We start from the raw sequence: 25,465 nt of genomic DNA, 5'->3' as shown, positions 1-25,465 counted from the left end.
CCGGCGAGGGGCCGTTCCTTCCCCCGCGCGACGCGCGGTACGCGCGCCTTTCATACGTTTCACATAATCGAAACACAGGCAGCACCCCCGGAGCGGCTCGTTCCCCTAGCGTGAGCGGAGTGAATCGCCCGGTTCACTCCCTCTCCCCGGAGCACGACGATGTCTGCGCGCCTGCCCATGCCCTCGCACCGACCGACGTACGCACTAGGGTGGGGCCGTGCCGAACCCGACCGACGGATCGCGCGGCAGGCTCCTCGACGCCGCCGAGGCGCTGCTTCAGGAAGACCCCGACCGGTCTCTGTCGATGCGCGCGGTGTGCTCCCGTGCCGGCGTACAGCTGCCCACGCTGTATCACTTCTTCGAGAGCAAGCAAGGACTGCTCGACGCGCTCGTCGAGCGCGGTTTCGCTCGCTTCGCACGTCTCCTCGACGAGATCCCGTCGCCGGCGGCGACGGGATCTCCGGCAGTGATCTGGGACGCGCACCTCGCCTTCGCCATCGAGCATCCGGCCCTCTTCACCTTGATGAGCGGACACGTCCGTCCCGACTCGCCGCGCAACGGAGACGACATCGCGGAATCGGCCATCCGGCGACTCCTGCGCGAGGAGGCTGCGGCGGGCGGGCTTGCCGTATCGGCGGACGAGGCGGCGTGGCGCCTGAGGACGGCGGCCACGGGGGCGGCTCTCGCCGCCATCGCAGATCCTGCCGCATCCGAGCGCTTTGCCGATGCGGCGCGCGATGCACTGGTCGCGGCGATGACGCGTTCGACGGATCGGTCGTCTCCCGCCGCTTCGATCGGTGCACACGCCGGTGCACTGCAGGCGGCGCTGACAGGCGCAGCCGCAGAGGTGCTGGAGCCCGCCGAGCGCGCCTTGCTCGAGCTCTGGCTGGCGCGATTGTCCCTGCCGCCGACGTGACCTCCGCCGGCGGCAGCCGATGAGTTCCGCGGCAGCGGGTTGGTTCACCGCCCTGTCCGCCGGCGACGTCACGGCACTGTCGACCCTCCTCGCGCCCGAGGCGGAACTGATCGGCCCGGACGGTCGGCGCGTGCGCGGTAGCGACCGCGTGCTCCGCTGGCTCATGGACGCGGCCTCGCCCGCCGACGCGCGACTGCGCGTCGGCACCGTCACCCACGCGTACGGCATCGCGGCGGCCACCCTCAGCGTGGAGATCCTGTTGGCCGACGGAGAGCACATGACCGAGTGCGGGGTCATGGCGGTGACGGTCGGGCGGCGCGGGGTGCGCCGCGTCGTCATCGACGACGAGGCGGTCTATATCAGTGATACATAACTGCACATAACGGTTAAGTTTTGTTTCCATCCGGTTTCTCCGCGCCCGTCGCGCGAGAGCGGTCCCTAGCCTCGGACGCGGACCGCGCGGATACGCGGTTCGACCCGACACCCTTCCTCGCATCGGAGAACCGTGAGAACACGTCTGTCCTCGCGCGCTCGATGGCTCGCGCTCACCGCGACCATCGTCACGCCCGTCATCGCCCTCACCTGCGCACCATCCGCCGCGTTCGCCGCGCCGTCCGACGCCCCTCTCGCCTCCGGCGAGGACTGGTCGGTCACCCGCGCACCGGGCGGATACCTCGTCACCGTCGATCTCGACGAGCCGCTGCCCATCGTCAGCGACGCGCCGACGCTCGTCGCCGACGGAGAGACGCTCGGATTCGCCACCGAGTCCGCCGACGGGCTCTCGCTCAGTCTGTTCACAACGGATGCGACCGTGACCCGCGCCGCCGACATCGACAAGGGCTGGGCATCCGCCGACATCGACAAGGCGGCCGAGCAGCCCGCCCCGGAACGCGTCGATGAGCCGACGAACGACGAACTCGTCGAGCAGATGAGCCGGATGGCGCCGCTCGCCGCGACCGCCGACCCCGCCGACCCCGGCACCTATGCGGTCACCGAGGCCGAGTACGACTTCGGCGACCGTGCCGTCCCCCTCGCGGGGATCTCCGGCATCCGTGGCGAGATGACCGGAAAGATGTACCTCACCGACGCACCCGGTGAGCGTCCGACGGTCATCCTGCTGCACGGCCGTCACACCTCCTGCTCCACGGGCACCGCGAACCCGCTGCGCTGGCCCTGCGGCCCGAACCAGGTGAACGTGCGCAGCTACCAGGGCTACGAGGGCACCGGACGCGCGCTCGCATCACACGGTTACAACGTGCTCTCCATCGCCGCGAACGCCGTCAACTCGAACGACAACCAGCTGGCATTGGACTACGGCGCCCAGGCTCGCGGACAGCTCATCCTCGACACCCTCGGCATGCTCGAGAAGGCGAACTCGGGCGCCGCCGTCGTCTTCGAGGATGTCTCATGGCCCGCTGAAGACGGGACGGTGACCCGCACCTCGCGTACCCTCGACGAGGCGCTCAGCTACGCGACCACGCGTCGGGACGCTCCCGCCGCGGCAGGCGGCGTCAGCGCCGCCTCGCTCGCCGGCCGCTTCGACCTCGACACGGTGGGCATCATGGGCCACTCGCGCGGTGGTGAAGGTGCGACCTCGGCCGTCACTCTCAACCAGGGTCTCGCCGACCCCTACGGCATCGTGTCGGTTCTGCCCCTGGCGCCCGTCGACTTCGGGCGCATGACGGTCCCCGATGTGCCTATGGCCGTGTTCCTCCCGTACTGCGACGGCGACGTGAGCAACCAGCAGGGCCAGCACATGATCGACGACTCGCGCGGTGCGTTCGGCGACAACGTGATGCGCTCGGCCGTGTGGGTCATGGGCGCCAATCACAACTTCTTCAACACCGTGTGGACGCCGGGCATGTACCCCTACGCGACCGGCGACGACTGGAGCACGAGCGACCGCACGTCCTCCTGCCGCACCGCGGATCCGTCGCGGCTCACCGCCTCGCAGCAGTACCAGGTCGGGGTTTCGTACATGACCGGGTTCTTCCGTCTGACGATGGGCGGCGAGTCCCAGTTCCAGTCGCTGTTCGACGGCTCGGCCATCCCGTCGACGACCGCGACCTCCTACGCGGACGTGCGCATCATGGCGTCGCAGCCCAGCTCGGCGACGACGATGCTGACCGACTTCACGCGCAGCAGCACGCTCGTGCGCACGGCGGGCAATGCTTCGGCGCAGATCTGCGCGAACGCGGAGACTGCCTCCTCGATCGCTCCGTCCGTCCCGTACTGCACACCTCGCACGGTCGGCACCGCGCGGGTGCCGCACTGGACGCCGGTGCGGTTCGGACTGAACGTGCCCGCATACCCCGTCACCCGCGTGACGTGGACCGGATCGACCACGAATCCGGCAGCGGTCAGCAACGGACAGCTGCTCGTCACGGTGCCCGAGGGATCGCGCAACGTGTCATCGCGCACGCAGCTCACCCTCAAGGCGGCACCGGATCTGTCGGTCGCCAGCGGCACCGACTTCACGATCACCGTCGCCGACGGTTCGGGCCGCACCTTCACCCGCACCGCGTCGGAGATCAACCCGTTCGCCGTGAACCGCCTGCCCGGCGGCACACACACCTCTCTGAACAAGATCGTGCTGCAGCAGCTGACGATCCCGACGGCGGAGATGACCGACATCGATCTGACCGACGTAAGAGAGGTGCGCATCGGCGCGGGCGTGGGTGCGGACGCCACGGGCGCCGGAGGCCTCTACCTCTCCGACCTCGCCTTCGAAACTCCCACCTCCACCCCCGCGAAGGTCGCGACCCGCACCACGGTGAACGTGGCCGGCACGGTCGTGGAGGAGGGCAAGGCCGCCGACACCCGGGAGATCGCCGTCTACCTGAACCGCGCCGAATCGTCGACGGTCACGGCGTGGGTGAGCTTCGTGCCCACGTCCGGCCCGGTCTCCGCCGCCGTCCAGGGCGTGCGTTTCGCCCCGGGCGAGACGTGCACGGTCGTCGAGGTGCCCATCGCCGGCAACATCCTGCCCTCGACCACGCCGTCGACCGCGATCACGGTCAGCGCGACGAACACGACCGGCGCGGTCATGGGTGCGAGCGCGTTCAACACGCTCACCGTCCGCGAGGACGACGGCGTGACCGGCTCGCTGCCGGCTCTGCCGGACGCAGGTGTGCAGGGCGACGCGTGCGCCGAGTTCGAAGCGTCCCGCACCGCGGGCGCGCTCACCGCGTCGGCCACCGAGCTGGCTCCCGGCGCCGAGCTGACGCTCACCGCGACCGGCTACCGTGTCGGCGAGTCGGTGCAGTTCACCTTCGCCGGCACGGAGGCAGCCACAGCGACCGCAGCCGCTGACGGAACCGCGTCGGCGACGTTCACGATCGCCGACGACCAGCCGCTCGGCTCGCAGACGGCACGCGCGATCGGTGCGGGTTCGGCGCGCCTGCAGGAGGCGACGGTCGACGTCCTCGCCCCCACGACGACGACGCTCTCGCTCGCCGAAGGCGCCTCGCTCGTCGAAGGCGCGGAGCTGACGTTCATCGCGAAGATCGACGGCGCCGCGACCGAGGGCACCGTGACCTTCACCGACGGCGGCGCGGCGGGCGGCGGAGCGGGATCCACCGCTCCGACCGCAGCGGCGGGGGCTCTGCTGGGCAGCGTCGAGGTCGTGGACGGCGTCGCGCGACTGACACTCCCGGATGGCCTCTCGGCAGGCTCGCACGCGGTGGTCGCCGTGTTCGGCCGCACCGCGATCGCCGCGGAATCCCGTTCCGAGCCGCTCACGTTCACGCTCGCCGCAGCGCCCGTGACCGAGGAGCCCGGCACCGGCGGCGAGCCGTCCACCCCGGGGACCGGCGGCGAGCAGCCCATCACCGGAGCACCGGCCGCGGCTCCCGCGGACCGCGGCGACCTCGCCCTCACGGGTGGCGAGATCGCGAGCTGGGCGCTCCTGGCCGGCGGTAGCCTGCTCGCGCTCGGCGCCGCACTGCTGATCGCCCGACGACGAGCAGGGGCGCGCGCGGACTCCTGACGTCAGCGAAGAGGGGCGTCGCCGATCCGGCGGCGCCCCTCTTCGTGCTCTCGCGGCGGTTTCACGCCTGCGCGATGACGACGGCCAGCACCATGTCGGACTCGACCGTCGTGGCGGCGACCTCGAGGTCGGGCACGTAGGTCTCGCGCAGGCGATCCGAGCTCTGCGCGAACCGCTTCCGGATCTCGTCCGACGCCACATCCGGTGTCGCGACAGGGCACACCATCGCCACCCGACCGGGGCCGATGAGGCCCACCTCGGCGTCGTCCGCGAACGTCCGCGTGCAGGCGACGACCAGCGCTGTGTTGACCTCGTCGATGTACTCCTGACCGAAGGACTCGCGGATCAGCTCCAGTTCGTCGACGGTCACCACCCGCCAGGAGACGGCGCCGTGCTCGGCGAGGATCGCCCTGGCGCGGGCGGCCAGTCGGTCGCGCGTGCCCACCTGCTGGACCCGACGGCTGGCGCGTTCGTCACGGGCGGCGGCCAGCACGCCGAAAGCAAGGAGGATCACCGCGAGCACCCCCGCGATCGTGGTGGGACCTGTGGCGAAGAACTGGGCGTAGATCCCGTCGTACAGACCGTCGATCGCCAGGAAGATCACGCGGCCGACGGAGTAGAGCGCGTAGCCGATCATCGTCGCCGCGATCGCCAACGTGCCGCTCGTGTCGCGTGCGCGGCCGGTGCGCGCCTCGATCGCCGTCAGCGTGCAGCCCGCGATCAGCAGAAGGATCTTGATCCCCGACGACACCGTCTCAGACAGCAGGATGCTGCACACGAACATCGCGACGCCGCCCGCGATCACGACCCACAGCCGCCACGGCCGCCTGTCGTTGAGCGCCCCGACAGCCACCCACAGCAGGGCCGGCGCCAACACCATGGCGGCGTCGCCGGCGGCGAGGGTCCACACCGCCTGCTCGAGCGAGAAGTAGATGACGTAGAGAAGGCTGGAGAACACGGCGAACACCGCGGAGGCGGTGGCGATCCCCAGGAAGGACCCGGAGCGATACGAGGGCCCTCTCACCCAGAGGAACGCCGCGAGGACGACGAACGTCGCCACGATGCTCACACCCACCAGCGGCAGACCGGTCATCGCGTTCATGCGCGCCCCTTCCGCCGCAGGATGAGAACGCCATGCTACGCGCGGCAGGGTCGGGCGTCAGTCGAAGACGGAGAACCCCGTTACGTCACCGCCGGCGCAGCGGCCGGAAACTGGGGATGGGGATCGGCTTGCTGATCGGGCTCGCCGGTTCCGGCACGGCGGCGCCGAAGCGCTCCTCGAACTCCCGCCGCACGTCTTCCTCGAAGTAATCCGCGTCATCGCGGAGATCGTCGTGCTCCTTGATACCCATGACCGCCTCCTGCTGCGATCACGGTAGGTCGGCGGATGCGGCATGCCACGGGGGTTGCGTATCCGCGACGACCCGTCTACTCGCGCGCGCTCGCGCCCATCGCGGCGACCGCGTGCGCGAGCAGCGGCCGGGGCATCGCGAGCACGAGCCGAAGGAATCCGGGAGCCGCGCACAGCGCGCCGTCGGTCAGCACGACCCCCGCGCGCTCGCGGAAGAAGTCCGCGGGGGTGTCCGGCAGCGCGAGGCCGCGCGTGTCGAGCCACGCGAGGTAGGTCCCTTCGGGCGGCGTGTACCGCACCTCGGGCAGATGCTCGGCGAGCAGATCGACCAGCAGCATCCGATTGCCGTCGAGGTACTCGATCGTCTGGGCGAGCCAGGGCTCTCCCTCCTCGTAAGCGGCGATGGATGCGACGACGCCGAGAGTGGATGCGCCGTGCACGTGAGCGAAACCCACGCGCCGGTAGATGTCGTCGTCGTTCTGGTTCGACGTGATGAGCTGCGCGGCCTTGACCCCCGGGATGTTCCACGCCTTCGACGCGCTCGTGCCGGTGACGGTGTGCGCGGCGGTGGCCTCGGAGAGGGACGCGTACGGCACGTGGGCGATACCGCCGTACCGCAGCGGCGCGTGGATCTCGTCGGCGAAGACCCGGCCGCCGTGGCGTTCGACCACGTCAGCGATCCGGGTGAGCTCTTCCCGGGTGAGGACGGAACCGGTCGGATTGTGCGGGTTGCACAGCACGAGCGTGCGCGCGCCGGCGGAGAACGCGGCGTCGATGCCGTCGAGGTCGTGCTCCCACCGCCCCGACACCACGCGACCGGGCACCGGGATCACCGGGTGTCCGATCGCAGGCAGGTAGGTGAGGAACGGCATGTAGGCGGGCGTGGGAACGATGACCGGTGACCCGGCGGGCGCGAACGTGCGGACCGCGACGCCCAGCGCCGCCATCACGTCGGCGACGGGGTGCACGCGCTCGGGCGCGATGCTCCAGCCGTAAGCGCGCCGCATCCATCCCGCCGTCGCCTTCGCCATCCGCTCGGCGAGCGCCGGCGAGAGATACCCGAGCGTCTCCTCCTCGACCGCGCGGTGCAGTGCCGCACTCACCACCGGCGCGGTGCCGAAGTCCATCTCGGCCACCCATGCGCCGATCTTGCCCGGATGCAGACTCCACTTGCGACTCTCCGGACGATCGAGCGTCTCGCGGCCGCGTTCGTCGTAGGGATGCGTCACAGATCCGACGCTACCGGTGGCGTGCGCTCGACGTGCCCGCGATGCCGTATTCTGTCATTCAAGCAAGGGGAGTACTCCCGCTCGCGGTCGGCTCGTCAATACGGATCCAACGTCGGATCCCGGGCCGCCGGTCCCGACCAGCATCGGGGCGGAGGAGACCTTGGCGTCATGACCGTACGCCCACCCCTTGGAGTTCTCCGTGAACGTCACCCCCGTCATCTGGCTCATCACGATCGCGATCACGATCGCCTTCTTCGTCTTCGAGTTCTTCGTGCACGTGCGCAAGCCGCACGCCCCCACCATCCGCGAATCCGCCGTCTGGTCGGTCTTCTACATCGGCCTGGCGCTGCTGTTCGGCGTCGGGATCGGCATGGTGTCGGGCTGGACCTTCGGCGGCGAGTACTTCGCCGGGTACCTGACGGAGAAGGCGCTGTCGATCGACAACCTCTTCGTCTTCCTCATCATCATGACGGGCTTCGCCGTACCCAAGGAGTACCAGCAGAAGGTGCTCATGATCGGCATCGTGATCGCGCTCATCATGCGCGGCGCCTTCATCGCCCTCGGCGCCACCCTCATCGAGAACTTCTCCTGGGTGTTCTACATCTTCGGAGCGTTCCTGCTGTACCTGGCCTGGCAGCAGGCGTTCTCGAGCCACGAGTCCGACCCCTCGAACGGGCGGATCGTGCGGTTCATGCGCCGCATCCTTCCGGTTCGCGACGAGTACCACGGCGACCGACTGACCGTGAAGATCGACGGCAAGCGCTTCGTGACCCCCATGCTCCTGACGGTCGTCGCCGTCGGGTTCATCGACCTCGTGTTCGCCCTCGACTCCATCCCGGCGATCTACGGGCTCACGCAGGAGGCGTACATCGTCTTCACCGCCAACGCCTTCGCTCTGATGGGCCTGCGCCAGCTCTTCTTCCTCATCGGCGGGCTCCTGGAGCGACTGGTCTACCTGGCGCAGGGCCTCGCCGTCATCCTCGCCTTCATCGGTGTGAAACTCGTCTTCCACGCGCTCCACGTCAACGAACTGCCGTTCATCAACGGCGGCGAGCACATCGACTGGATCCCCGAGATCCCGATCTGGTTCTCGCTGCTGTTCATCGGCGCGACGATCGCGGTGGCCACCGTCGCGAGCCTGCTCAAGACCCGCGGCGACCGTCTGAAGGCCGACCGCGAACGGGTGCAGGGGCGCCCCGTCGCCACAGCCGAGGTCGACGAGCACTGAGCTCACAGTCACGCACATCAGGAGATGTCCCCTCAGCAGGACCGTTGGCGCGGAATCATCCTGCGGAGGGGATTTTTCCTGACGAGTGGATGCGGGTGATGCGCCGCGTCAGCCCGGACAGATCTCGAAGGCGTAGTCCGCGTCCCCCGGCCTCGTGAGGTCGCGATCGCGCAGCACGAGGGATGCGGGCGTCGCCGGGTCGGCGCAGAGTTCGTCGAACGGCCGGTCGATCGCGTCGGTGTACTCGATCGCCACCACAGCATCGCCGTACACGTCGCTGTAGGCCGCGCACTCGTCGTAGTACGCGCACTCCTCCACCACGGCGAAGTCGAAGCCGGCCTCGGTGCGCAGGCGCTCCGCATCCTCCGCCGCGTTCTTCTGACCCGCGGCGAGGCCCGCGCGATGCGCCCGCTCGACGAGCAGCGTCGCGAGCGCGAGGTTGTCGTCGGCACCCAGAAGACCACCGGAGCGCGTGTAGGTGTCGAGGTTGTCGAACTCGACCGCGTCGTAGCCCGACGCCGCACAGCCGTCGATCCACTCTCCGACGCGCTCCGCGATAGCCTGGCGGCCGCCATCCGAACGGGTGTCGAGCAGCGCTTCGTCGGGCCAGTCCGGGTCCGTCACGTCCGCTCCGCCCTCGCGCAGGACGAGGTCGTCTGGCCACTCGTCGCGCTCCCCGGGCTGCGTCTGGAACGCATTGAGGTAGCAGATCGAGTACACCCCGTCGGCGGGCGCCGCGGTGCGATCGCGGGCCACGATCCCCACCCGGGGATCCGGCGGGTACGCGCCGCCGAGCTGGTAGTCGACCGGCGTGGCGGCGGGCGGCGGCTGCGGCGACGCGGGCTCGTTCGCACACGCGGCGACGGCGACGCCCACGCCCCCGACCAGCACGAGGACGGCTGCGGCCCGCGCCCGCGCGAACGCGGAGCGGCGGAGCGTCATGAGGCGAGCAGGACACCCACCCGCGCGACGAGCTCGCGCGGCGAGAAGGGCTTCGTCATGAAGTCGTCGGCGCCGGCGGACATCGCGCGCGCGATGTCCTCGTCCTGTGCCCGGGCGGTGAGCATCATGATGCGGGTGCTCGCGAAGGACGCATCGCCGCGGAGCTCCGCGCAGACCTCCAGACCGGTGCGGTGCGGCATCATCCAGTCGAGGATCACGAGGGAGGGATGCGCGTCGCGTGCCGCCACGAGGCCCTGCTCGCCATCGGGAGCAACGGCGACCTCGTGTCCCGACGCCGCCAGGCGGTGCTGGATCAGCTGCGCCACATCGGCATCGTCTTCGACGACCAGAATGCTCGCCACGGCCGCCACCTCCTTGTCACCCTTGACTCGTGGACGGGGCGGGGACCGCCGAGAGGGTACGTTCACAGTATGAAGGCTGGCGCCCCGTTCGCGACACTCGGCGCCCCGTCACGGACCGCTTGGATCCCCCCGTGGTGGAGTTGGCCGATCGCCGCGGTCACCATCGCCGCCCTGGGACTCACGGGGACGATCTTCACGCCTCCGGGAGGCAGCGCCGCCGCGTGGTGGCCGGCCGCCGGGGCGGCTGCCCTCTTCGCGCTGCTCAATCCCCCACGACGGCGCGTGGCCGTCGTGCTGCTCGTTCTCGTCGTGACGGTGATCCCCAACCTCATGTACGGGCGATCGCTCGCGGTGTCGGTCGGCTACGCGTTGGCGAACGCCATGGAGATCGCGGTCCTGCTCGCCGTCCTGGCGATCTGGGGCTACCGAGGATCCCACACGTTCTTGCTGCGCCGCACCCGCGAGGCGCTCGTCCTCGTCGTCGCCGGTCTCACGGGCGCCCTCGTGGCGGCGTTGATCGCTGCCGCCACGGCCGCCCTTGCCGGCGGCGGCGACTTCTGGGCGACGGCGCTGAGCGTGCTCCCGTCCCACGCGGCGGCCGTGCTTCTGATCGCTCCGTTCGCGTGCATCCCGCCGTCTTCCGGCCCCGTCCCGTTGGCGCGCTGGGAGGCCGTGCTGCAGCCGGCCCTCCTGCTGGGCGTGCTCGCATTCGTCGCCGCACCCCGTGTGGAGATCCCTCTCACCTTCCTCCCGTTCATGATCATCGCGTGGGGATGCCTGCGCCTGCCCTTCGTGGCGTCCCTCATCGAGGTGCTCGTCGCCGGCATCGCGATTCTCATGGTGACCCTGGCCGGGCGCGGGCCGTTCGCGCTCGGGCTCTCCTCGGCCGAGCGCGCGATCACCGTCGAGATCTTCCTCATCGCGTTGGCGACGGTGTCCCTCCTGCTGCTCACCGCGCGCGCGGAGCAGCAGGAGACGGCGCGTGTGGCGGCGCGCACCAGTCACCTGCTCTCGGGCGGGCTGGTCGAGACCGAGGTGGGTCTCGCCGTGGCCCGGCGCGACGCTGAGAGCACCCGGCTGCTGTGGGCGAATCCCGCAGCGCGATCGATGATCGCCCTCGAACTCGATGGCGACGAGTGGAAGGGCCCCCTCGAGCACGTCGCCCGCCATGCCAGCCGCGACGGCGTCGAGCGTGTGCACACGGACGGGGACACGTCGCTGCGCATGGTCGCCAACCCGATCGAGAACGATCCCGGGCTGTTCGCCGTCCAGGTGCTCGACGTCTCGAGCACCGTGCGCATGATCCAGGCGCGTGCCGAGGCCGAACGCGAGCGCGCCGCCGCCACCGAGCTGCGGGCCGACTTGAGCCGGCAGCGCGACGACTTCATCTCGACCACGAGCCACGAGCTTCGCACGCCCTTGACCAACGTGCTGGGCTACGCGGAGCTTCTCGAGGAGTCGCCCGTACTCACCGCCCTCGAACGCGACTGGGTCGCCCGCATCCGCCGGAACGGTCTGCGTCTGTCGGATCTCGTGGAGGATCTGCTGATGGTCGGCGGAGCCCATGCGACGCCGGTGAGTCCCGGCGAGCAGCACACGCTCTCCACCCGTTCCGTGGTCGCGGCGATCGTCGCCTCGCACGGCGCGGCCGCCGACGAGAAGCGGCTGCGCCTGGAGATCGACATCGACGCCGGAACGAACGTGCACGGGGTTCCCGCCGACATCCATCGCTCCCTCGGAGCGCTGCTCACGAACGCGATCCTGTTCACGCCGACCGACGGGGACGTGCTGGTGCGCGTCCGCGAAGACGGCGAGGTCACCGAGTTCTCGGTCAGCGACAGCGGGCCCGGCATGAGCGATGCCGACCGCGACCGCGCGTTCGACCGCTTCTTCCGGGCCGCTGAGGCGGAGCAGTCCGGCACGCCGGGCGTCGGCCTCGGCCTGTCCATCGCGCAGCGCCTCGCGCAGCGCAACGGCGGGACGCTGGAACTCGTCTCCCCCGCATCCGGCGGCCTGCGCGCGGTGCTCCGGCTTCCGGCGGCGCCGCACCCCGCCTGACCATCCCGCATCCGTCCCCGCGCGATTCAGGCGACGGGCAACGGCACCCGAGCCTCGAGCACGACGTCGCGGCCGCGCTGGAAGAGATGCGCGCCGCCCAGATTGGCGATGCCTCGGCCGGCCGTGAGAGGCAGCGCCGAGCCGAGGCGTCCCGGCGACGACACCTCCACGCGCAGCTCCGGGGCCGCATCCGGGTCGCCGTGGGTCACCTCGAGTGTCGCCCGCCTCGCGCCCGAGTGTTTGACAGCGTTGAGGAAGCCCTCGCTCGCGATGTCGACGACACGGCGCGTCACGTCCTCGCGTCCGAGCGCGATCCGGGCCTCGTCGTCGATGTCGCTCGAGATCTCCAGGACATGGGACCACGTCTCGATCATCTGGGCGAGCGCGTTCGGCGGCGCGATCGGCGCCGCCCCGGCCTGCGTCGGCGCGGTGCCCTCGATCTCCGCCAGCGCCAGCGTGATCGTGGCCGCGAAGGCATCGACCTCCTCCGCTGTCGGTGCGCGTTCGTCCACCGTCGCGGCGAACAGCACGCACCGGCCCTGCACGCGCCCGTGGAGCTGCTCGGCGGCGCTGCGCAGCTCGACACGCGCGCGCGTCGTGCGCGTCGCCACCGCATCCGTCTGCGCGGCCAGAGCGCGCGACAGGCGACGCGTCTGCACGATCGCGCTGTGGATGGCATCGGAGGAGACACCGATGATGGCTGCGAGCAGCGGGAAGGCGAGGATCGGAACGAGCGCCGTCGGCAGAGTCTCAGGCGCCAGGAGGATCGCGGCGGCAGAGAAGAGGACCCCGGTCGCGAACCAGGCGAACAGGATGGCGCCGCCGCGACCCGTGGCCGAACGTCGGCGCGACGAGCGACGGGCGACCGCGTCGGCCACGAAGCCGCAGGCGAAGACGAGCACGACGGCGAACAGCGCGAGCGCGGTCGGCACCGTCGTCAGCGTGTACGGAAGGCTGCCGACCACGTAAGCGATGCTGACGACGACCGGGCTCGGGGGGCGCAAGCGCGCCAGCAGCGGTCGCCGCGCGGAGGCGGGCACCTCCACGGGACCCGTCCCCGCGGGAATCTCGGACAGCGGCAGCGCCGCCTCATCCTCCAGATCGTGGCTGACCGCGCGGACCGACTGCGAGAACGCGCTGACGTCGTCGAATCCGGGACTCGTCGCCACGAGCTGCGCGAGCTCGGCGCGAAGCTTCGCGAGCTGCCCGTGCAGCAGGATGCGGGCGCGACGCGCGTAGGCGTCGGCGCGACGGTCGGCCTCGCTGAGATCGGACAGCGCGACCCGCAGGCGCGAGCTCGCGTCTCGGGTGGCGTCGTAGGCCACCGTCGCCGTGGCGACGAGGGAGAGCACGATGAGCCAGATGACGACATTCGTCGTGATGCGCTCCACCCATGATCCGGTACTGGGCTCGTGCAGCAACAGGAAGCCCGCGGCATCGTTGAGCAGGGGCCGCACCGCTCCGGCGGCGACGACGGCGGCGAGCACGACGACGGCCCGCCGGCGAGGGCGTCGTATCCGACGTTCGGCCCACGCCACCGGCATCAGGAGCGCCACCAGCACGGCCCAGACGAGAACCGAGATTCCGATGGCGGGCAGATACTCCACCGTCGAGTTCACGGACCGGTAGGCGCCGAGCACGGTCACCGCGATCAGAAGGGCGACGACAGCGCTCCATCCGCTGAAGAAGCGACCGCTGGTGACGGTCCCCCACCAGATCCGCGCCACGCGTCGCGCACTTCCGACGGCACCGCCGCCGCGCCCCTCGGCGTATGTGCGGGCAGGGGTCATCGCCGGTTCCGTCCGGTCACGTCGTCGCTCGACGCCTTCGACGACACGGAGTCTGGGCGCACCATCGATCTCATAGATCCCCTCAGGCCGTCGGGTCGACCTGCTTTGCGCGACTACTGTACCCAGCGCCACGCGGGAACGGGCATCACACGAGCGATTGCGCACCCAGCATCACGGATACGGCCTCAGATCGCGGAGGGCGCCGCATCCAGATCCGCGTAATTCGGAGACGTGTCCGCTCAGATCGCGGCGAGCGCCGCATCCAGATCCGCGAGGAGATCCTCCGCGTCCTCGATGCCGACCGAGAGGCGCACGACCTCCACGGGGACCGCCAGTTCGGTCCCGCGCACCGACGCGTGGGTCATCGCGTCGGGGTAGTTCACGAGGGACTCGACACCCCCGAGCGACTCGGCGAGCGTGAACAGTCGCGTGGACTCGGCGAAGCGGCGGGCCGCGGCCTGGTCGGCGAGCGCGAGCGACACGATGCCGCCGAACCCGCTCATCTGGGCGCGCGCGGTGTCGTGGCCGGGATGCGTCGACAGGCCGGGATAGTAGACGGCCGCCACCCGCTCGTGGCCGGCGAGGAAGTTCGCGACGGCATCGCCGTTCTCGCTGTGGCGCTGCATCCTCACACCGAGCGTCTTGATGCCGCGCGTGGTCAGCCAGGCGTCGAACGGGCTCGAGACCGCGCCGACGGCGAACTGCAGGAAACGCGCCTGCTCGGCGAGCTCCGCATCGTTCGTGACGAGGGCGCCGCCCACGACGTCGGAGTGGCCGCCGAGGTACTTGGTCGTGGAGTGCACCACCACGTCCGCACCGAGGGCGAGCGGCTGCTGCAGCGCGGGGGTCGCGAACGTGTTGTCGACCACGACCACCGCGCCCGCCGCGTGCCCGAGGCGCGCGAGACCCGCGATGTCGCTGACCTTCAGCAGCGGGTTGGAGGGCGTCTCGACCCAGAGGATGCGGGCCGGTCGCTCGTCGAGGGCTGCGGCGACCGCATCCAGATCGCTCATGTCGACCACGCGCAGCGTGACGCCCCACGGGCCGAGCACACGGGCGAGCAGCCGGTAGGTACCGCCGTACACGTCGCTGCCGAGGAGGACCTCGTCGCCCGGCTTCAGCACGGCGCGCAGCAGTGCGTCCTCGGCGGCGAGTCCGGACGAGAACGACAGCGCGTGCTCGCCGTGCTCGATCGCGGCGAGCTGCGTCTCGAGAGCCGTGCGGGTGGGGTTGCCGCTGCGGCCGTACTCGTAGCCGCCGCGAAGACCGCCGATGCCGTCCTGCGCGAACGTCGTGCTCATGTGGATCGGGGGGATGACCGCACCGGTGGTGGGGTCGAAGTCCTGCCCTGCGTGAACCGCGAGACTGGCGAAGGCGCGGGCTGCGGGGTTGGTCATCGGTGTGCTCCTTCGTCGGTGCCGGCTTCGGAGAGCAGGCTCGTGGTCTGTTCGACGGCGAATCCGTGATCGGTCATCCAGGCGTCGTCGAAGATCTTGCTGAGGTAGCCGCGGCCGTGGTCGGGCAGCACCACGACGACGACGGCATCGGCGGGCAGCTCCTGCGCGGCTCGGAGGGCGGCGACCACCGCCATGCCACCCGATCCCCCACGAGCAGGCCCTCTTCGCGGGCCAGGCGGCGCGTCATCGCGAAGGCCTCGGCGTCGCCCACGCGCTCGTAGCGGTCGACCACGGCGGGGTCGAAGGTGGTGGGCCAGAAGTCCTCGCCGACCCCCTCGACGAGGTAGCCGTGCAGCGGGCCGCCGGAGTAGATCGACCCCTCCGGATCGGCGCCGATCACCGTGACGCGACCCTCGGACGCCTGCTTGAGGAAGCGGCCCGTGCCGCTGATGGTGCCTCCGGTGCCGATGCCCGCGACGAAGTGCGTGACGGCACCGTCGGTGTCGGCCCAGATCTCGGGGCCCGTGGTCTCGAAGTGTCCGCGCGGGCCGTTCTGGTTGGCGAACTGGTTCGGCTTGAACGCCCCGGGGATCTCGCGCGCCAGCCGGTCGGAGACGCTGTAGTACGAGTCCGGATGCTCGGGCGGAACGGAGGTGGGAGTCATCACGACCTCGGCGCCGTAGGCCCGCAGCACCGCGACCTTCTCGCCGGCGAACTTGTCGGGGACGACGAAGATCATCCGGTAGCCGCGCTCGAGGGCGACCAGCGCCAGGCCCACGCCGGTGTTGCCGCTGGTGGGCTCGACGATGGTGCCGCCGGGCTGCAGGAGTCCGTCGCGCTCGGCGGCGTCGATGATGTTCTTCGCGATGCGGTCCTTGGCGGAGCCGCCGGGGTTGAAGTATTCGACCTTGGCGAGCACCGTCGCGGCGATGCCGTCGGTGACCCGGTTGAGTTTGACGAGCGGGGTGTTGCCGACGAGCGCGGCGACGCTGGATGCGTAACGCATGGAGGTGTCCCTGGGTGCGGCGGGGCCCGGCTGCGGGGAGCCCGCGGGTTGTCGGTGGTTATCGGTGAGGGTGCGCGAAAGGGCGCACGGGATCACTCAGCGACAACAACGACAGGTAAGCACGCTGCGACCCTACCAGAGCCCGCGCCCGCCCCGCCCCGCGCCCGCCCCGCGCCGCCGAGTGAGCACTGCTTCATCGAGTGAGCACTCGATTGGGTGCTCACTCGATGAACGGATGCTCGTTCGCGCCACCAGGGTCCGTGACGGGATGTGACGATGCGCGACGAGGTGTGACGGCTCGGATCGGATGCCGCCGACCCGGTGTGGCGCAATGAGGGCATCGCGACCCCGGGTCGCCGACACAGCACACAGAGCCCGCGCGCCACCGGCGCAACGGCCAGAGCGAGGAGACATCACATGTCCGAGAACCCGTCCGACTCCGCCGACCTGCGCACGACCCTCGACACCTCGCGCAAGCGACGACGCAACGTCTGGCTGGGCGTCGCAGCCGTCGCCGTCGTCGCGGTGATCGTCGGCGTCGTCGCCATCGTCGCGAACCTCACCCGCTCCGGGGAACCGGCCGCCGCGGCAGGCGGCGAGGAGCGTCTCGCGCTGCGTATCGCAGTCAGCGAGGACTCCGATTTCCAGAGCGCCATCGCGGACATCGCGGCAGAGAAGGGGCTCGACGTGACCTGGGTCAACGTCGACGACTGGGTGCTGCCGAACACGGAGCTCGCCGCCGGAACGGTCGACGGCAACGCGTTCCAGCACATCTTGTACCTCTCCAACTTCAACGCCCAGAACGACGAAGACCTCACGCCGGTCTTCTCGACGGTCATCACCCAGTGGGGCATCTTCTCCGCAACCCTCGGCGACACCGACGAGATCCCGGATGGCGGCCGCATCGCCATCCCCGATGACCCGTCCAACGGCGGCCGCGCGCTCGGCATCCTGGCCTCGGCGGGGCTCATCGAGCTGAGCAAGGATGCGGGCGACTTCCCCTCGGTCGACGACGTCACCGCCAACCCGAAGAACCTGGAGTTCGTGCCGATCGCGGCGACCACGATTCCGCAGCAGTTCGACGACCCGAGCCTGTCCGCCGTCGTCGTGGGCCTCTCCTACTTCGACCCCTCGCAGGGCATCACCGCGGACAAGGCCCTGTACCTCGATGACTCGCTCGACGAGAAGAACCTGCCGTACATCAACGTCGTCGCCAGTCGCGCCGACAACGCGGACGACCCGGCGTGGAAGATCCTCGAGGAGGCGTACGCCGACCCGCGCGCGGCCGAGGCGCTCGAGAAGGAGGACAAGGGCGCGACGGTGCTCGTGCAGATCCCCGTCGACACCCTGCGCGCGAAGCTGGCAGACCTCGAGAAGTCCGCTGCCGCCAACGGCTGATCCGCCTCCGCGCTCGCTGCTCTCGCTCGACGACCGGCCAGACCCCGGTCGTCGAGCGAGGCCGTGGCGCGAGATGTGACGCACGCACCCGCATCCACTCCTGGAGAAGCATGAGCACCGCCGTCCGCTTCGAGCACGTCTCGAAGACCTACACCACAGCCCGCGGGCGCACCCTCACCGCACTCGACGACGTGAACCTCACCGTTGATGCCGGCGACATCTACGGGATCGTCGGATACTCCGGCGCCGGGAAGTCGACGCTGCTGCGCACCGTCAATGCGCTGGAGCGTCCGACCAGCGGACGCGTGTTCGTGGGCGAGAAGGAGGTCACGGCGCTCGACGCGGCGGGCCTGCGCCGCGCCCGCCAGCGGATCGGCATGATCTTCCAGCAGTTCAACCTGCTGCGCTCCCGCACGGTCTACAAGAACATCGCCTACCCGCTGCGACTCGCGGGGGTCTCCGAGAGCGACACGATCGACCGGGTGGCCGAGCTGCTCGACTTCGTCGGACTGTCCGACAAGGCGCTCCAGTACCCCTCGCAGCTCTCGGGCGGGCAGAAGCAGCGCGTGGGCATCGCGCGCGCGCTCGCGAACCGACCCGACGTGCTCATCAGCGACGAGGCCACGAGCGCGCTCGATCCTCAGACGACGGGCGAGGTGCTGGACCTGCTTCGCCGGGTGCACGCGGAGTACGGCATCACGATCCTCGTCGTCACCCACGAGATGGAGGTGATCCGCGACGTCTGCAACCGCGTCGCGGTCATGCAGGAGGGCCGCGTCGTCGAGCAGGGCAGCGTGTACGACGTGTTCGCGCACCCGCAGCATCCCACGTCGCGCCGCTTCGTCTCCTCCGTACTGCACCACCTGCCGGCGGCGGAGACGATCCGCCGCATCCGCACGGTCCACACCGGACGTCTCGTGCAGCTGCACATCGAGAACCGGGAGTCCAACGACCCGTTCCTCTCGCGAATCTCCCGCGTGCACGACGTCGACGTGAACGTCGTCTACGGCGGCGTCGACGAGCTGCAGGCACGGCTGTTCGGGAGCCTCACCGTCGAGCTGCTCGGCACCGACGAGAACGTGGATCGCGCCCTCATCGACCTGCGGGATGCGGCACTGGTCACCGAGCTGGAAGGAGCACGCTGATGGATGCGGCCTACCTGGACGCCCTGCTCCCGCGCATCGGCCGGGCCCTGTTCGAGACGTTGCTCATGGTGACGATCTCCTTCACCCTCGCGACGATCCTCGGACTCGGCCTCGGGCTGCTCCTGTACGCGACGAGACCGGGCAACCTGCTCGCCAACCGGGTCGTGTTCGGCGGCCTGAACCTCGTCATCAACATCGTGCGGCCCGTGCCCTTCATCATCCTCGCCGTGTCGATCATCCCCCTCACCCGTCTCCTGATCGGCACGAGCATCGGGCCGCTCGCGGCCACCGTGCCGATCACGATCGTCGCCTCCATGGCCATCGCCCGCATCGTCGAGTCGAATCTCGTCGCCGTCGATCCGGGATCCATCGAGGCGGCCGTGGCGATGGGGGCGAGCCCGGCCCGGGTGTTGTTCACGGTCGTGCTCCCCGAATCCCTCGGACCGCTGACGCTGGGGCTGACCTACATCGTCGTCGCGCTCGTCGACACGACGGCCGTCGCCGGCGCGATCGGCGGCGGCGGGCTCGGTGACCTCGCGCTCAAGTACGGCTATCAGCGCTTCGACTGGTTCGTGGTGCTCGTGATCGTCGTCGTCCTGATCGTCCTCGTCCAGGCCGCACAGCTGCTCGGCAACTGGGTCTCACGGAAGGTGATGCACTGATGACCGACGCATGGGACGACCTGCTCGCGAGATGGCGCGTGGGCGCCGCGGAGCGGGAGCGCGACCGGGACCTTCCCTTCGCGGCCGTCGACGAGCTGCGGGCGCAGCGCTTCGGCGCGCTCCGCCTGCCGCGGACCGTCGGCGGTGCCGAGGCCTCGCTGGTCGACGTGCTCGCGCGCATCGTGGAGCTCGCCGAGGTCGACTCGAACCTCGCGCACATCTGGCGCGGGCACATCGCCTTCGTCGAGCAGCTCCGCTGGGACGGCTGGCACACGGATGCCGCAGCCCGCTGGCTCCCGCGTCTCGCCGCGGGGGATGTCGTGGGCAACGCGTTCAGCGAACGGCAGGAGACGGCGCAACTGACGACCCGGCTCACCGACACCGGTCACGACGGCCTGCGGGTGACGGGCACCAAGCACTACACGACGGGCTCGCTCTACGCCGATTGGGTCCATGTGGCGGCCGTCGACGCCTCCGGCGAGCGCGTCGCTCTGGCGGTGCGCTCCGATGCGCCCGGGGTGAGCATCGTGGATGACTGGGACGGATTCGGGCAGCCGCTGACCGCCTCCGGCACGACGATCCTGGATGCGGTGGCGGTCGATCCCGGCGACGTGTTCCCTCTGAGCGGGCACGACGAGGATCGTCACCGCGTCATCGGGGGCGTCTACCAGCTGACCCTTCTGGCCGTGATCGCGGGGATCGCCCGCAGGGCGGTCGCCGACACCGTCGCCTTCGTGCGCCCGCGACGACGCACCTTCGGCTTCGCCGGCGAGACGCGGCCCGCCAGCGACCCGCTCGTGCAGGTCGTCGTGGGTGAGATCAGCGCCGCCGCGTCCGCCGCACGGCGGATCGTGCTCAGCGTCGCGGCGGATCTGGACGCCGCCGCGACGGCCCACGACGGCGCCGCGCTGCGCGACGTCGAGCTGGAGGTGTACCGCGCGCAGCAGACAGTGATCGAGCTCGTGCTCGCCGCCACCAGCCGACTGTTCGAGGTCGGCGGCGCGAGCGCGACCTCGCGCACGCTGGGCCTGGATCGGCACTGGCGCAATGTCCGCACGATCGCCTCCCACAACCCCGTTCTCCAGCGGGTGCGCGCGGTCGGCCGGTTCGAGCTGGATGGAACGCCTCCCGCCTGGCAGGCGCCCGGCGCACCGACCGGCATCCCGGCGACGGGTTCGGTCGCATGAGCGTCGGATCGGCCGCCCTGGTGCGCGAGTTCGACGCGGTCTTCGACGCCGTCGGGCAGGAAGCCGTCGCGCGAGAACGGGAGCGGCGGTTGCCGCACGCAGAGGTCGAGGCGCTGCGTGACGCCGGCTTCACCCGCGTGACCCTTCCCGTCGCGCTCGGCGGGCGCGGAGCGGGCCCGTCGCAGCTGTTCGAGCTGCTGGCGGAGCTCGCACGCCGCGATCCGAACCTTGCGCAACTGCTGCGGTCGCACTTCGCCTTCGTCGACCGGACCCTGCTCTCGCCACCCGGAGCCCGCCGCGACCGCCTGCTGGCGCGGGTCGCGGCGGGAGCGATCCACGGGAACGCGACATTCGAGCGGGGACCTGCCTCGGTCGGCCACGTCGCCACGGCGGTCACCCGCGACGCGCGCGGCCTGCGCCTGGACGGGCGGAAGTTCTACTCGACCGGCACACTGTTCGCCGACACGGTCGGCGTCCTCGCCGAGTACGAGGGAGAGCAGGTCAGCGTGATGCTCGACACCACGGCGAGCGGCGTCGAGCGCGTCGACGACTGGCGCGGGTTCGGCCAGCGCCTGACGGGCAGCGGCACGACGATCTTCCGCGACGTGCGCATCGAGGAGGACGACATCATCGCCCGGGAGCAGGGGCGCGTGAGTCACGCCGGTGCCTTCGTACAGCTCGTACTGCTCGCGGCCGCCGCGGGGATCGGCCGCGCTGTCCTCGACGATGCGAGCACCTACGTCCGCACGCGCACCCGCGGATTCAGCCACGGAGTCGCCCGCAGGGCGCAGGACGATCCGCTCGTGCAGGAGGTCGTCGGCGACATCGCCGCATCCTCGTTCGCGGCCGACGCCGCGCTGGCCGCCGCATCCGCGGCTCTCGACGCCTCGACCGCGGCCGTGCTGTCCGGCGACGACGAACGAGCCCGCCCCGCGGTCGCTGCGGCGGATCGAGCCGTCACCGCGGCGCAGCTGGTGATCCTCCCCGCCGTTCTCGAGGCCGCGAACCGCCTGTTCGAGGTCGGCGGTGCGAGCGCGCTCGAGGCCGACCGTGCTTTGGACCGCCACTGGCGCAACGCACGCACGCTCGCCTCGCACAATCCCCTACGGTTCAAAGCGCGCGCGCTGGGCGAGCACGAACTGACCGGCACGCCGCTCGCGTCCTGGTGGACGGTCGGAGAGACCTGAACCGGCTCGGCGTTCTCGCCTGTCGCGTCCGGCCCGACACGACGCCGACCGCGCCCGAGCAGCCGCCCCACCCCGCCCGAGAACCTGACCCGAGAGAGATCCATGCCCGAGCCCAAGAAGCTCATCCTCAACCTGTTCGAGATGAACACGGTCAGTCACATCACGCACGGACTCTGGCGCCTCCCCGGCAACAATCGGCATCGCCACGGCGAGATCGCGTACTGGCAGGAGCTCGCGCAGCTCGCCGAGGGCGGCGGGTTCGACGCGGTCTTCCTCGCCGACGTCGTCGGCACCTACGACGTGTTCCGCGAGGGCCCCGAGACGGCCGTGCGCGAGGGCTTGCAGATCCCCTCGCACGACCCGCTGCTCGTCGTGCCGCTCATGGCTGCCGTGACCCGCAGGCTGGGATTCGGCGTGACCTTCTCCACGAGCTACGAACCGCCGTTCACCTTCGCCCGTCGCATGTCCACGCTCGACGCACTGACGCGGGGACGTGTGGGGTGGAACATCGTCACGTCGTACCTGCCCAACGCCGCCCGCAACTTCGGCCTGGACGAGCAGATCCCGCACGACGAGCGGTATCGCATCGCCGACGAGTTCCTCTCTGTCGTCTACGCGCTGTGGGAGCGATCGTGGGATGAGGGCGCCGTCGTGTTCGACGCGGAAGGCGCTCTGGTGACCGATCCGGCGAAGGTGCACTACATCGACCACATCGGAGAGCACTTCCGCGTCGCAGGGCCGCACCTCGTCGAGCCGACACCGCAGCGCACCCCCGTGCTGTTCCAGGCCACCGGCTCTCCTGCCGGGATCGCCCTCGCCGGCCGCCACGCCGAGGTGGTCTTCACCGGCGGCAAGAGCGCCGACGACTTCCGTCGCAACAGGGCCCGGATGCGGGAGGCCGCGGCGGCCGCGGGGCGCTCCCCCGACGATCTCCGCTTTGTCGTGCAGGCGGGCATCGTCGTGGGGCGGACCGAGGCGGAAGCGGCGCAGAAGTGGGAGACCTACCGCCGATTCACGAGTCTCGACGGCATCCTCGCGCACGCCGGCGTGCCCCTGGATCTGACGGCCTTCGACGGCTCGCTGACCGTCGGGGAGGCGGCGGCGCTGGCGGGAGTGGACGTCGGCGGACTGGGTCTCCCGCCCGAGCGCACGGTCGCCGAGACTCTTGAAGCGTTCCGGCGCAGCCGCGAGGACCGGTACTTCGTGGTCGGCACTCCCGGAGTCGTGGCCGACGAGGTCGAACGGTGGCTCGACGAGGACGGCATCGACGGGATCAATCTGCGCCAGTACCACTCGTTCGACACCCTCCGGGATGTCGCGGAGCTCGTCGTGCCGGAGCTGCGTCGGCGCGGTCGGCTCCGCGACGCGGACGAGGCCACCACCCTGCGCGAGCGTCTCTTCGGCGCCGGACCGTATCTGCCCGACGCCCACCCCGCACGTCGCTGAGCCGCGACGCCCGGCTCCCGCCGGGGCGCCCCTCCCCCGCGGGAGCCTGCGCGCGAACCGGGGCATGCGTGCGACCCGGGGCATGCGTGTCTCAACCGTTCACGCGAAAGCACCCCTCCGCGTGCACAAGTGAGACACGCATCCATCCGCCCGCCGAATGCAGACCTCCGTGTCTCAACCGTTCACGCGAAAGCACGCCGGTGGGGGAGCACACAACCGGGCGAGCACACGCTCGACGGCGCGAGAGGCGGAGCGGGCTCAGCGGGCGAAGACGTCACCCCAGGGGGTGGGGCCGACGGCGATCGGCCGCCCTGGGGTGCGCGACCAGCGGCTCCAGCCGCCGGGGAACACCCGCGCGTCGATGCCCGCCGCGGCGAGCGCGAGCGCGCTGTGGGCAGAAGCGATCCCCGAGCTGCAGGTCAGGACGATCCCGGCGGATGCGTCCACGCCCGCATCCGTGAGCGTCCGCTGCACCTCGGCGGCCGGTCGCAGCCGCCCGTCGGCCTGCATGTGGACGAGGGCGGGCACGTTGATCGCACCGGGGATGTGGCCGGCCGCGGGATCGGCGGTGGGTGCGAGACCCCGGTAGTGCTGCGGCGCGCGCGCATCGATCAGCGCTCCCTGCTGCGGGGCGCCGGCGGCGTCCTCGATCGAAGCGATCCCCGGGTCACCGTCGGCGAGCACGACGTTCCCGGGTTCCGGCCTCACGTCGCCGCCTTCCAGCAGGCCGCCGGACGCGATCCAGGCGCGAAGTCCCCCGTCCAGTACGCGCACGTCGACGCCTCGGCGGCGCAGCAGCCACCAGGCCCGGGCCGCCGCCACGGCGTCGTTGTCGTCGTAGGCCACGACGAGGTCGCCCGCATCCACGCCCCACGAGCGCGCCGAACGCTCCAGGTCGGCGAGTGTGGGGAGCGGATGCCGCCCCTCCTCCGGATGTCCGGGACGCGCAAGCTCGCGCTCGAGATCGACATAGACGGCACCCGGCAGATGCCCCGCGAGGTAGGCGGGGCGCCCCTCCGGCAGATCGAGCCGCCACCGCACGTCGAGCAGCCGCACGGGACGCCGAGCAGCGGCGAGTGCACGGCGCAGCTCGTGGGTGTCGATGACGGGTGGCGACGTCATACCGCGAGCCTGCCCGGCCGGCATCCGGCGTTCACGGCCCGTCGCAACAGCACGTCACCGGACGTCACACCCCGTCACACGCCCCTGCGTCCGACGTCGAAATACGCAGTGAGTTGCGCACAACTGAATTGCGTGCAATCCTTTCTCCATGACGGAGACGACGGGACCGGCGCTGGATCGGATGCTGTGCTTCTCGCTGTACTCGGCGAGCAGGGCGACGACCCAGGTGTACCGGCGTCTGCTGGAACCCTGGCAGCTCACCTACCCGCAGTACCTCGTGCTCGTCGAGCTCTGGGACCGCGGGCCGCGCACGGTCAGCCAGCTCGGCGACGGGCTCGGCTTGGACTCGGGCACACTGTCGCCACTTCTCAAGCGCCTCGAGAAGGCGGGACTCGTCAGCCGCACCCGCGACGACGGTGACGGGCGCGTGGTCACGGTCGCACCCACTGAGCGCGGCACGGCCCTGCGCGCCGAGATGTCCGAGCTGCCGTCCCAGATGTGGAACTGCTACGGCCTCGAGCCGGATGCGGCCCGCGCACTACTCACCGCCCTCCACTCACTCACGGAGACGTTGCACGCCGACGCCGACTGAGTCCCTCCCGAAGAATCAACGAAAGGTATCCCCCATGGACGTCCTCTACACCGCAGAAGCCCTCGCCACCGGAGGCGGCCGCAACGGCCACGTCACCACGAGCGACGGCATCCTCGACGCCGACGTGCGCGTCCCCAAGGAGATGGGCGGAGCGGGCGAGGCCCTGAACCCCGAGCTGCTGTTCGCCGCCGGCTACTCGGCCTGCTTCCACAGCGCCCTGCAGTCCGTCGCACGGATGCAGAAGGTCGCCATCCACGACACGAGCGTCGGCGCGCGCGTCGGCATCGGCCCCAACGGCCAGGGCGGCTTCCAGCTGGCCGTCGAGCTCGAGGTCGTCATCCCGGACCTCCCCGCCGACCAGGCGCAGGCCCTCGCCGACGCCGCGCACCAGGTCTGCCCCTACTCGAACGCCACCCGCGGCAACATCGAGGTCACGGTCCGCGTCGTCGAGGACTGATC

At 70.6% G+C, this 25,465-nt stretch carries 21 protein-coding genes and 1 pseudogene; 13 read left to right on the top strand and 9 right to left on the bottom strand.

The features are described 5' to 3' along the window. The first annotated feature begins 217 nt into the window (after positions 1 to 217). The 3 genes from EHF32_RS15080 (at position 218) to EHF32_RS15070 (ending at position 4,904) form a co-directional block, all read left to right on the top strand. Positions 218 to 916: a TetR/AcrR family transcriptional regulator gene (locus EHF32_RS15080; protein ID WP_137418946.1), complete on the top strand. Its 699-nt coding sequence runs from the start codon at positions 218 to 220 to the stop codon at positions 914 to 916. A 19-nt stretch (positions 917 to 935) separates the two neighbouring features. Beyond that, positions 936 to 1,289, top strand: coding sequence for a nuclear transport factor 2 family protein (locus tag EHF32_RS15075; RefSeq protein ID WP_137418945.1), 354 nt, complete (start codon positions 936 to 938; stop codon positions 1,287 to 1,289). Positions 1,290 to 1,421: 132 nt separating this feature from the next. Next, positions 1,422 to 4,904 carry an LPXTG cell wall anchor domain-containing protein gene (locus EHF32_RS15070; protein ID WP_137418944.1) on the top strand — a complete coding sequence of 1,161 codons (3,483 nt, stop codon included), beginning with the start codon at positions 1,422 to 1,424 and terminating at the stop codon, positions 4,902 to 4,904. A gap of 61 nt (positions 4,905 to 4,965) precedes the next feature. Here EHF32_RS15070 and EHF32_RS15065 read toward each other — a convergent pair whose 3' ends face one another. The 3 genes from EHF32_RS15065 to EHF32_RS15060 all read right to left on the bottom strand — a co-directional run bounded on the left by EHF32_RS15065 (position 4,966) and on the right by EHF32_RS15060 (position 7,484). Further along, a complete protein-coding gene (locus EHF32_RS15065) occupies positions 4,966 to 6,006 on the bottom strand; it encodes a hypothetical protein (RefSeq protein WP_137418943.1) in 1,041 nt (346 codons plus the stop codon). An 85-nt stretch (positions 6,007 to 6,091) separates the two neighbouring features. Next, on the bottom strand, positions 6,092 to 6,256 hold the full coding sequence (locus tag EHF32_RS15830; RefSeq protein WP_161594136.1) for a hypothetical protein: 165 nt from the start codon (positions 6,254 to 6,256) through the stop codon (positions 6,092 to 6,094). Between the two features lie 76 nt (positions 6,257 to 6,332). Then, the gene (locus tag EHF32_RS15060) at positions 6,333 to 7,484 is read right to left on the bottom strand and encodes a MalY/PatB family protein (RefSeq protein WP_137418942.1); all 1,152 of its coding nucleotides are present in this window, start codon (positions 7,482 to 7,484) and stop codon (positions 6,333 to 6,335) included. 199 nt (positions 7,485 to 7,683) lie between these two features. On the opposite strand from EHF32_RS15060, the gene EHF32_RS15055 reads away from it, so the two are divergent. Continuing rightward, positions 7,684 to 8,712, top strand: a complete 1,029-nt coding sequence (locus tag EHF32_RS15055) for a TerC family protein (protein WP_137418941.1) — start codon at positions 7,684 to 7,686, stop codon at positions 8,710 to 8,712. A 108-nt stretch (positions 8,713 to 8,820) separates the two neighbouring features. Here EHF32_RS15055 and EHF32_RS15050 read toward each other — a convergent pair whose 3' ends face one another. Together EHF32_RS15050 and EHF32_RS15045 are read right to left on the bottom strand one after the other, a co-directional pair. Then, positions 8,821 to 9,654 (bottom strand): endo alpha-1,4 polygalactosaminidase, encoded by an 834-nt coding sequence (locus tag EHF32_RS15050; RefSeq protein ID WP_137418940.1) that lies wholly within the window; start codon positions 9,652 to 9,654, stop codon positions 8,821 to 8,823. Beyond that, positions 9,651 to 10,016 carry a response regulator transcription factor gene (locus EHF32_RS15045; RefSeq protein WP_137418939.1) on the bottom strand — a complete coding sequence of 122 codons (366 nt, stop codon included), beginning with the start codon at positions 10,014 to 10,016 and terminating at the stop codon, positions 9,651 to 9,653. The genes EHF32_RS15050 and EHF32_RS15045 overlap by 4 nt, the downstream gene beginning before the upstream one ends. 69 nt (positions 10,017 to 10,085) lie before the next feature. On the opposite strand from EHF32_RS15045, the gene EHF32_RS15040 reads away from it, so the two are divergent. Beyond that, entirely contained in the window at positions 10,086 to 12,074 is a 1,989-nt protein-coding gene (locus EHF32_RS15040) for a sensor histidine kinase (protein ID WP_137418938.1), read from the top strand. A gap of 26 nt (positions 12,075 to 12,100) precedes the next feature. Here the strand turns inward: EHF32_RS15040 and EHF32_RS15035 are convergent, their stop codons facing one another. The 3 genes and pseudogenes from EHF32_RS15035 to EHF32_RS15025 form a co-directional block, all read right to left on the bottom strand. Beyond that, positions 12,101 to 13,864 carry a hypothetical protein gene (locus EHF32_RS15035; protein ID WP_137418937.1) on the bottom strand — a complete coding sequence of 588 codons (1,764 nt, stop codon included), beginning with the start codon at positions 13,862 to 13,864 and terminating at the stop codon, positions 12,101 to 12,103. A gap of 239 nt (positions 13,865 to 14,103) precedes the next feature. Next, entirely contained in the window at positions 14,104 to 15,261 is a 1,158-nt protein-coding gene (locus EHF32_RS15030; RefSeq protein ID WP_137418936.1) for a cystathionine gamma-synthase, read from the bottom strand. 59 nt (positions 15,262 to 15,320) lie between these two features. Next, positions 15,321 to 16,267 (bottom strand): annotated as a pseudogene (locus EHF32_RS15025) (pyridoxal-phosphate dependent enzyme); the annotation flags it as partial. Between the two features lie 417 nt (positions 16,268 to 16,684). On the opposite strand from EHF32_RS15025, the gene EHF32_RS15020 reads away from it, so the two are divergent. From EHF32_RS15020 to EHF32_RS14995, 6 genes are all read left to right on the top strand, one after another. After that, the gene (locus EHF32_RS15020) at positions 16,685 to 17,665 is read left to right on the top strand and encodes a MetQ/NlpA family ABC transporter substrate-binding protein (protein ID WP_137418935.1); all 981 of its coding nucleotides are present in this window, start codon (positions 16,685 to 16,687) and stop codon (positions 17,663 to 17,665) included. A gap of 110 nt (positions 17,666 to 17,775) precedes the next feature. Next, a complete protein-coding gene (locus tag EHF32_RS15015) occupies positions 17,776 to 18,810 on the top strand; it encodes a methionine ABC transporter ATP-binding protein (protein WP_137418934.1) in 1,035 nt (344 codons plus the stop codon). Further along, the gene (locus tag EHF32_RS15010; protein WP_137418933.1) at positions 18,810 to 19,472 is read left to right on the top strand and encodes a methionine ABC transporter permease; all 663 of its coding nucleotides are present in this window, start codon (positions 18,810 to 18,812) and stop codon (positions 19,470 to 19,472) included. Before EHF32_RS15015 ends, EHF32_RS15010 begins: the two co-directional genes overlap by 1 nt. Then, positions 19,472 to 20,659: an acyl-CoA dehydrogenase family protein gene (locus EHF32_RS15005; RefSeq protein ID WP_137418932.1), complete on the top strand. Its 1,188-nt coding sequence runs from the start codon at positions 19,472 to 19,474 to the stop codon at positions 20,657 to 20,659. The genes EHF32_RS15010 and EHF32_RS15005 overlap by 1 nt, the downstream gene beginning before the upstream one ends. Beyond that, the gene (locus EHF32_RS15000) at positions 20,656 to 21,846 is read left to right on the top strand and encodes an acyl-CoA dehydrogenase family protein (protein ID WP_137418931.1); all 1,191 of its coding nucleotides are present in this window, start codon (positions 20,656 to 20,658) and stop codon (positions 21,844 to 21,846) included. Before EHF32_RS15005 ends, EHF32_RS15000 begins: the two co-directional genes overlap by 4 nt. A gap of 102 nt (positions 21,847 to 21,948) precedes the next feature. Continuing rightward, the gene (locus EHF32_RS14995; protein ID WP_137418930.1) at positions 21,949 to 23,292 is read left to right on the top strand and encodes an NtaA/DmoA family FMN-dependent monooxygenase; all 1,344 of its coding nucleotides are present in this window, start codon (positions 21,949 to 21,951) and stop codon (positions 23,290 to 23,292) included. 258 nt (positions 23,293 to 23,550) lie between these two features. Here EHF32_RS14995 and EHF32_RS14990 read toward each other — a convergent pair whose 3' ends face one another. After that, the gene (locus EHF32_RS14990; RefSeq protein ID WP_137418929.1) at positions 23,551 to 24,414 is read right to left on the bottom strand and encodes a sulfurtransferase; all 864 of its coding nucleotides are present in this window, start codon (positions 24,412 to 24,414) and stop codon (positions 23,551 to 23,553) included. Positions 24,415 to 24,562: 148 nt separating this feature from the next. Here EHF32_RS14990 and EHF32_RS14985 point away from each other — a divergent pair, with 148 nt between their 5' ends. Both EHF32_RS14985 and EHF32_RS14980 read left to right on the top strand, forming a co-directional pair. Then, the gene (locus EHF32_RS14985; protein ID WP_238343739.1) at positions 24,563 to 25,006 is read left to right on the top strand and encodes a MarR family winged helix-turn-helix transcriptional regulator; all 444 of its coding nucleotides are present in this window, start codon (positions 24,563 to 24,565) and stop codon (positions 25,004 to 25,006) included. Positions 25,007 to 25,040: 34 nt separating this feature from the next. After that, positions 25,041 to 25,463 (top strand): organic hydroperoxide resistance protein, encoded by a 423-nt coding sequence (locus tag EHF32_RS14980; protein WP_137418928.1) that lies wholly within the window; start codon positions 25,041 to 25,043, stop codon positions 25,461 to 25,463. The last annotated feature ends 2 nt before the right edge of the window (positions 25,464 to 25,465 follow it).

It is taken from the genome of Microbacterium sp. RG1 (genome assembly GCF_005347485.1).
Taxonomy (GTDB): domain Bacteria; phylum Actinomycetota; class Actinomycetes; order Actinomycetales; family Microbacteriaceae; genus Microbacterium; species Microbacterium binotii_A.
This window is presented reverse-complemented; position numbering and strand designations above follow the sequence as displayed.

Excerpts from the sequence above, each read along its gene's own strand:
- EHF32_RS15075 (WP_137418945.1), top strand. The coding sequence starts at position 936 with ATGAGTTCCGCGGCAGCGGGTTGGTTCACCGCCCTGTCCGCCGGCGAC.
- EHF32_RS15065 (WP_137418943.1), bottom strand. The coding sequence starts at position 6,006 with ATGAACGCGATGACCGGTCTGCCGCTGGTGGGTGTGAGCATCGTGGCG.
- EHF32_RS15830 (WP_161594136.1), bottom strand. The coding sequence starts at position 6,256 with ATGGGTATCAAGGAGCACGACGATCTCCGCGATGACGCGGATTACTTC.
- EHF32_RS15050 (WP_137418940.1), bottom strand. The coding sequence starts at position 9,654 with ATGACGCTCCGCCGCTCCGCGTTCGCGCGGGCGCGGGCCGCAGCCGTC.
- EHF32_RS15040 (WP_137418938.1), top strand. The coding sequence starts at position 10,086 with ATGAAGGCTGGCGCCCCGTTCGCGACACTCGGCGCCCCGTCACGGACC.
- EHF32_RS15035 (WP_137418937.1), bottom strand. The coding sequence starts at position 13,864 with ATGACCCCTGCCCGCACATACGCCGAGGGGCGCGGCGGCGGTGCCGTC.
- EHF32_RS15030 (WP_137418936.1), bottom strand. The coding sequence starts at position 15,261 with ATGACCAACCCCGCAGCCCGCGCCTTCGCCAGTCTCGCGGTTCACGCA.
- EHF32_RS15020 (WP_137418935.1), top strand. The coding sequence starts at position 16,685 with ATGTCCGAGAACCCGTCCGACTCCGCCGACCTGCGCACGACCCTCGAC.
- EHF32_RS15015 (WP_137418934.1), top strand. The coding sequence starts at position 17,776 with ATGAGCACCGCCGTCCGCTTCGAGCACGTCTCGAAGACCTACACCACA.
- EHF32_RS15010 (WP_137418933.1), top strand. The coding sequence starts at position 18,810 with ATGGATGCGGCCTACCTGGACGCCCTGCTCCCGCGCATCGGCCGGGCC.
- EHF32_RS15005 (WP_137418932.1), top strand. The coding sequence starts at position 19,472 with ATGACCGACGCATGGGACGACCTGCTCGCGAGATGGCGCGTGGGCGCC.
- EHF32_RS15000 (WP_137418931.1), top strand. The coding sequence starts at position 20,656 with ATGAGCGTCGGATCGGCCGCCCTGGTGCGCGAGTTCGACGCGGTCTTC.
- EHF32_RS14995 (WP_137418930.1), top strand. The coding sequence starts at position 21,949 with ATGCCCGAGCCCAAGAAGCTCATCCTCAACCTGTTCGAGATGAACACG.
- EHF32_RS14990 (WP_137418929.1), bottom strand. The coding sequence starts at position 24,414 with ATGACGTCGCCACCCGTCATCGACACCCACGAGCTGCGCCGTGCACTC.
- EHF32_RS14985 (WP_238343739.1), top strand. The coding sequence starts at position 24,563 with ATGACGGAGACGACGGGACCGGCGCTGGATCGGATGCTGTGCTTCTCG.
- EHF32_RS14980 (WP_137418928.1), top strand. The coding sequence starts at position 25,041 with ATGGACGTCCTCTACACCGCAGAAGCCCTCGCCACCGGAGGCGGCCGC.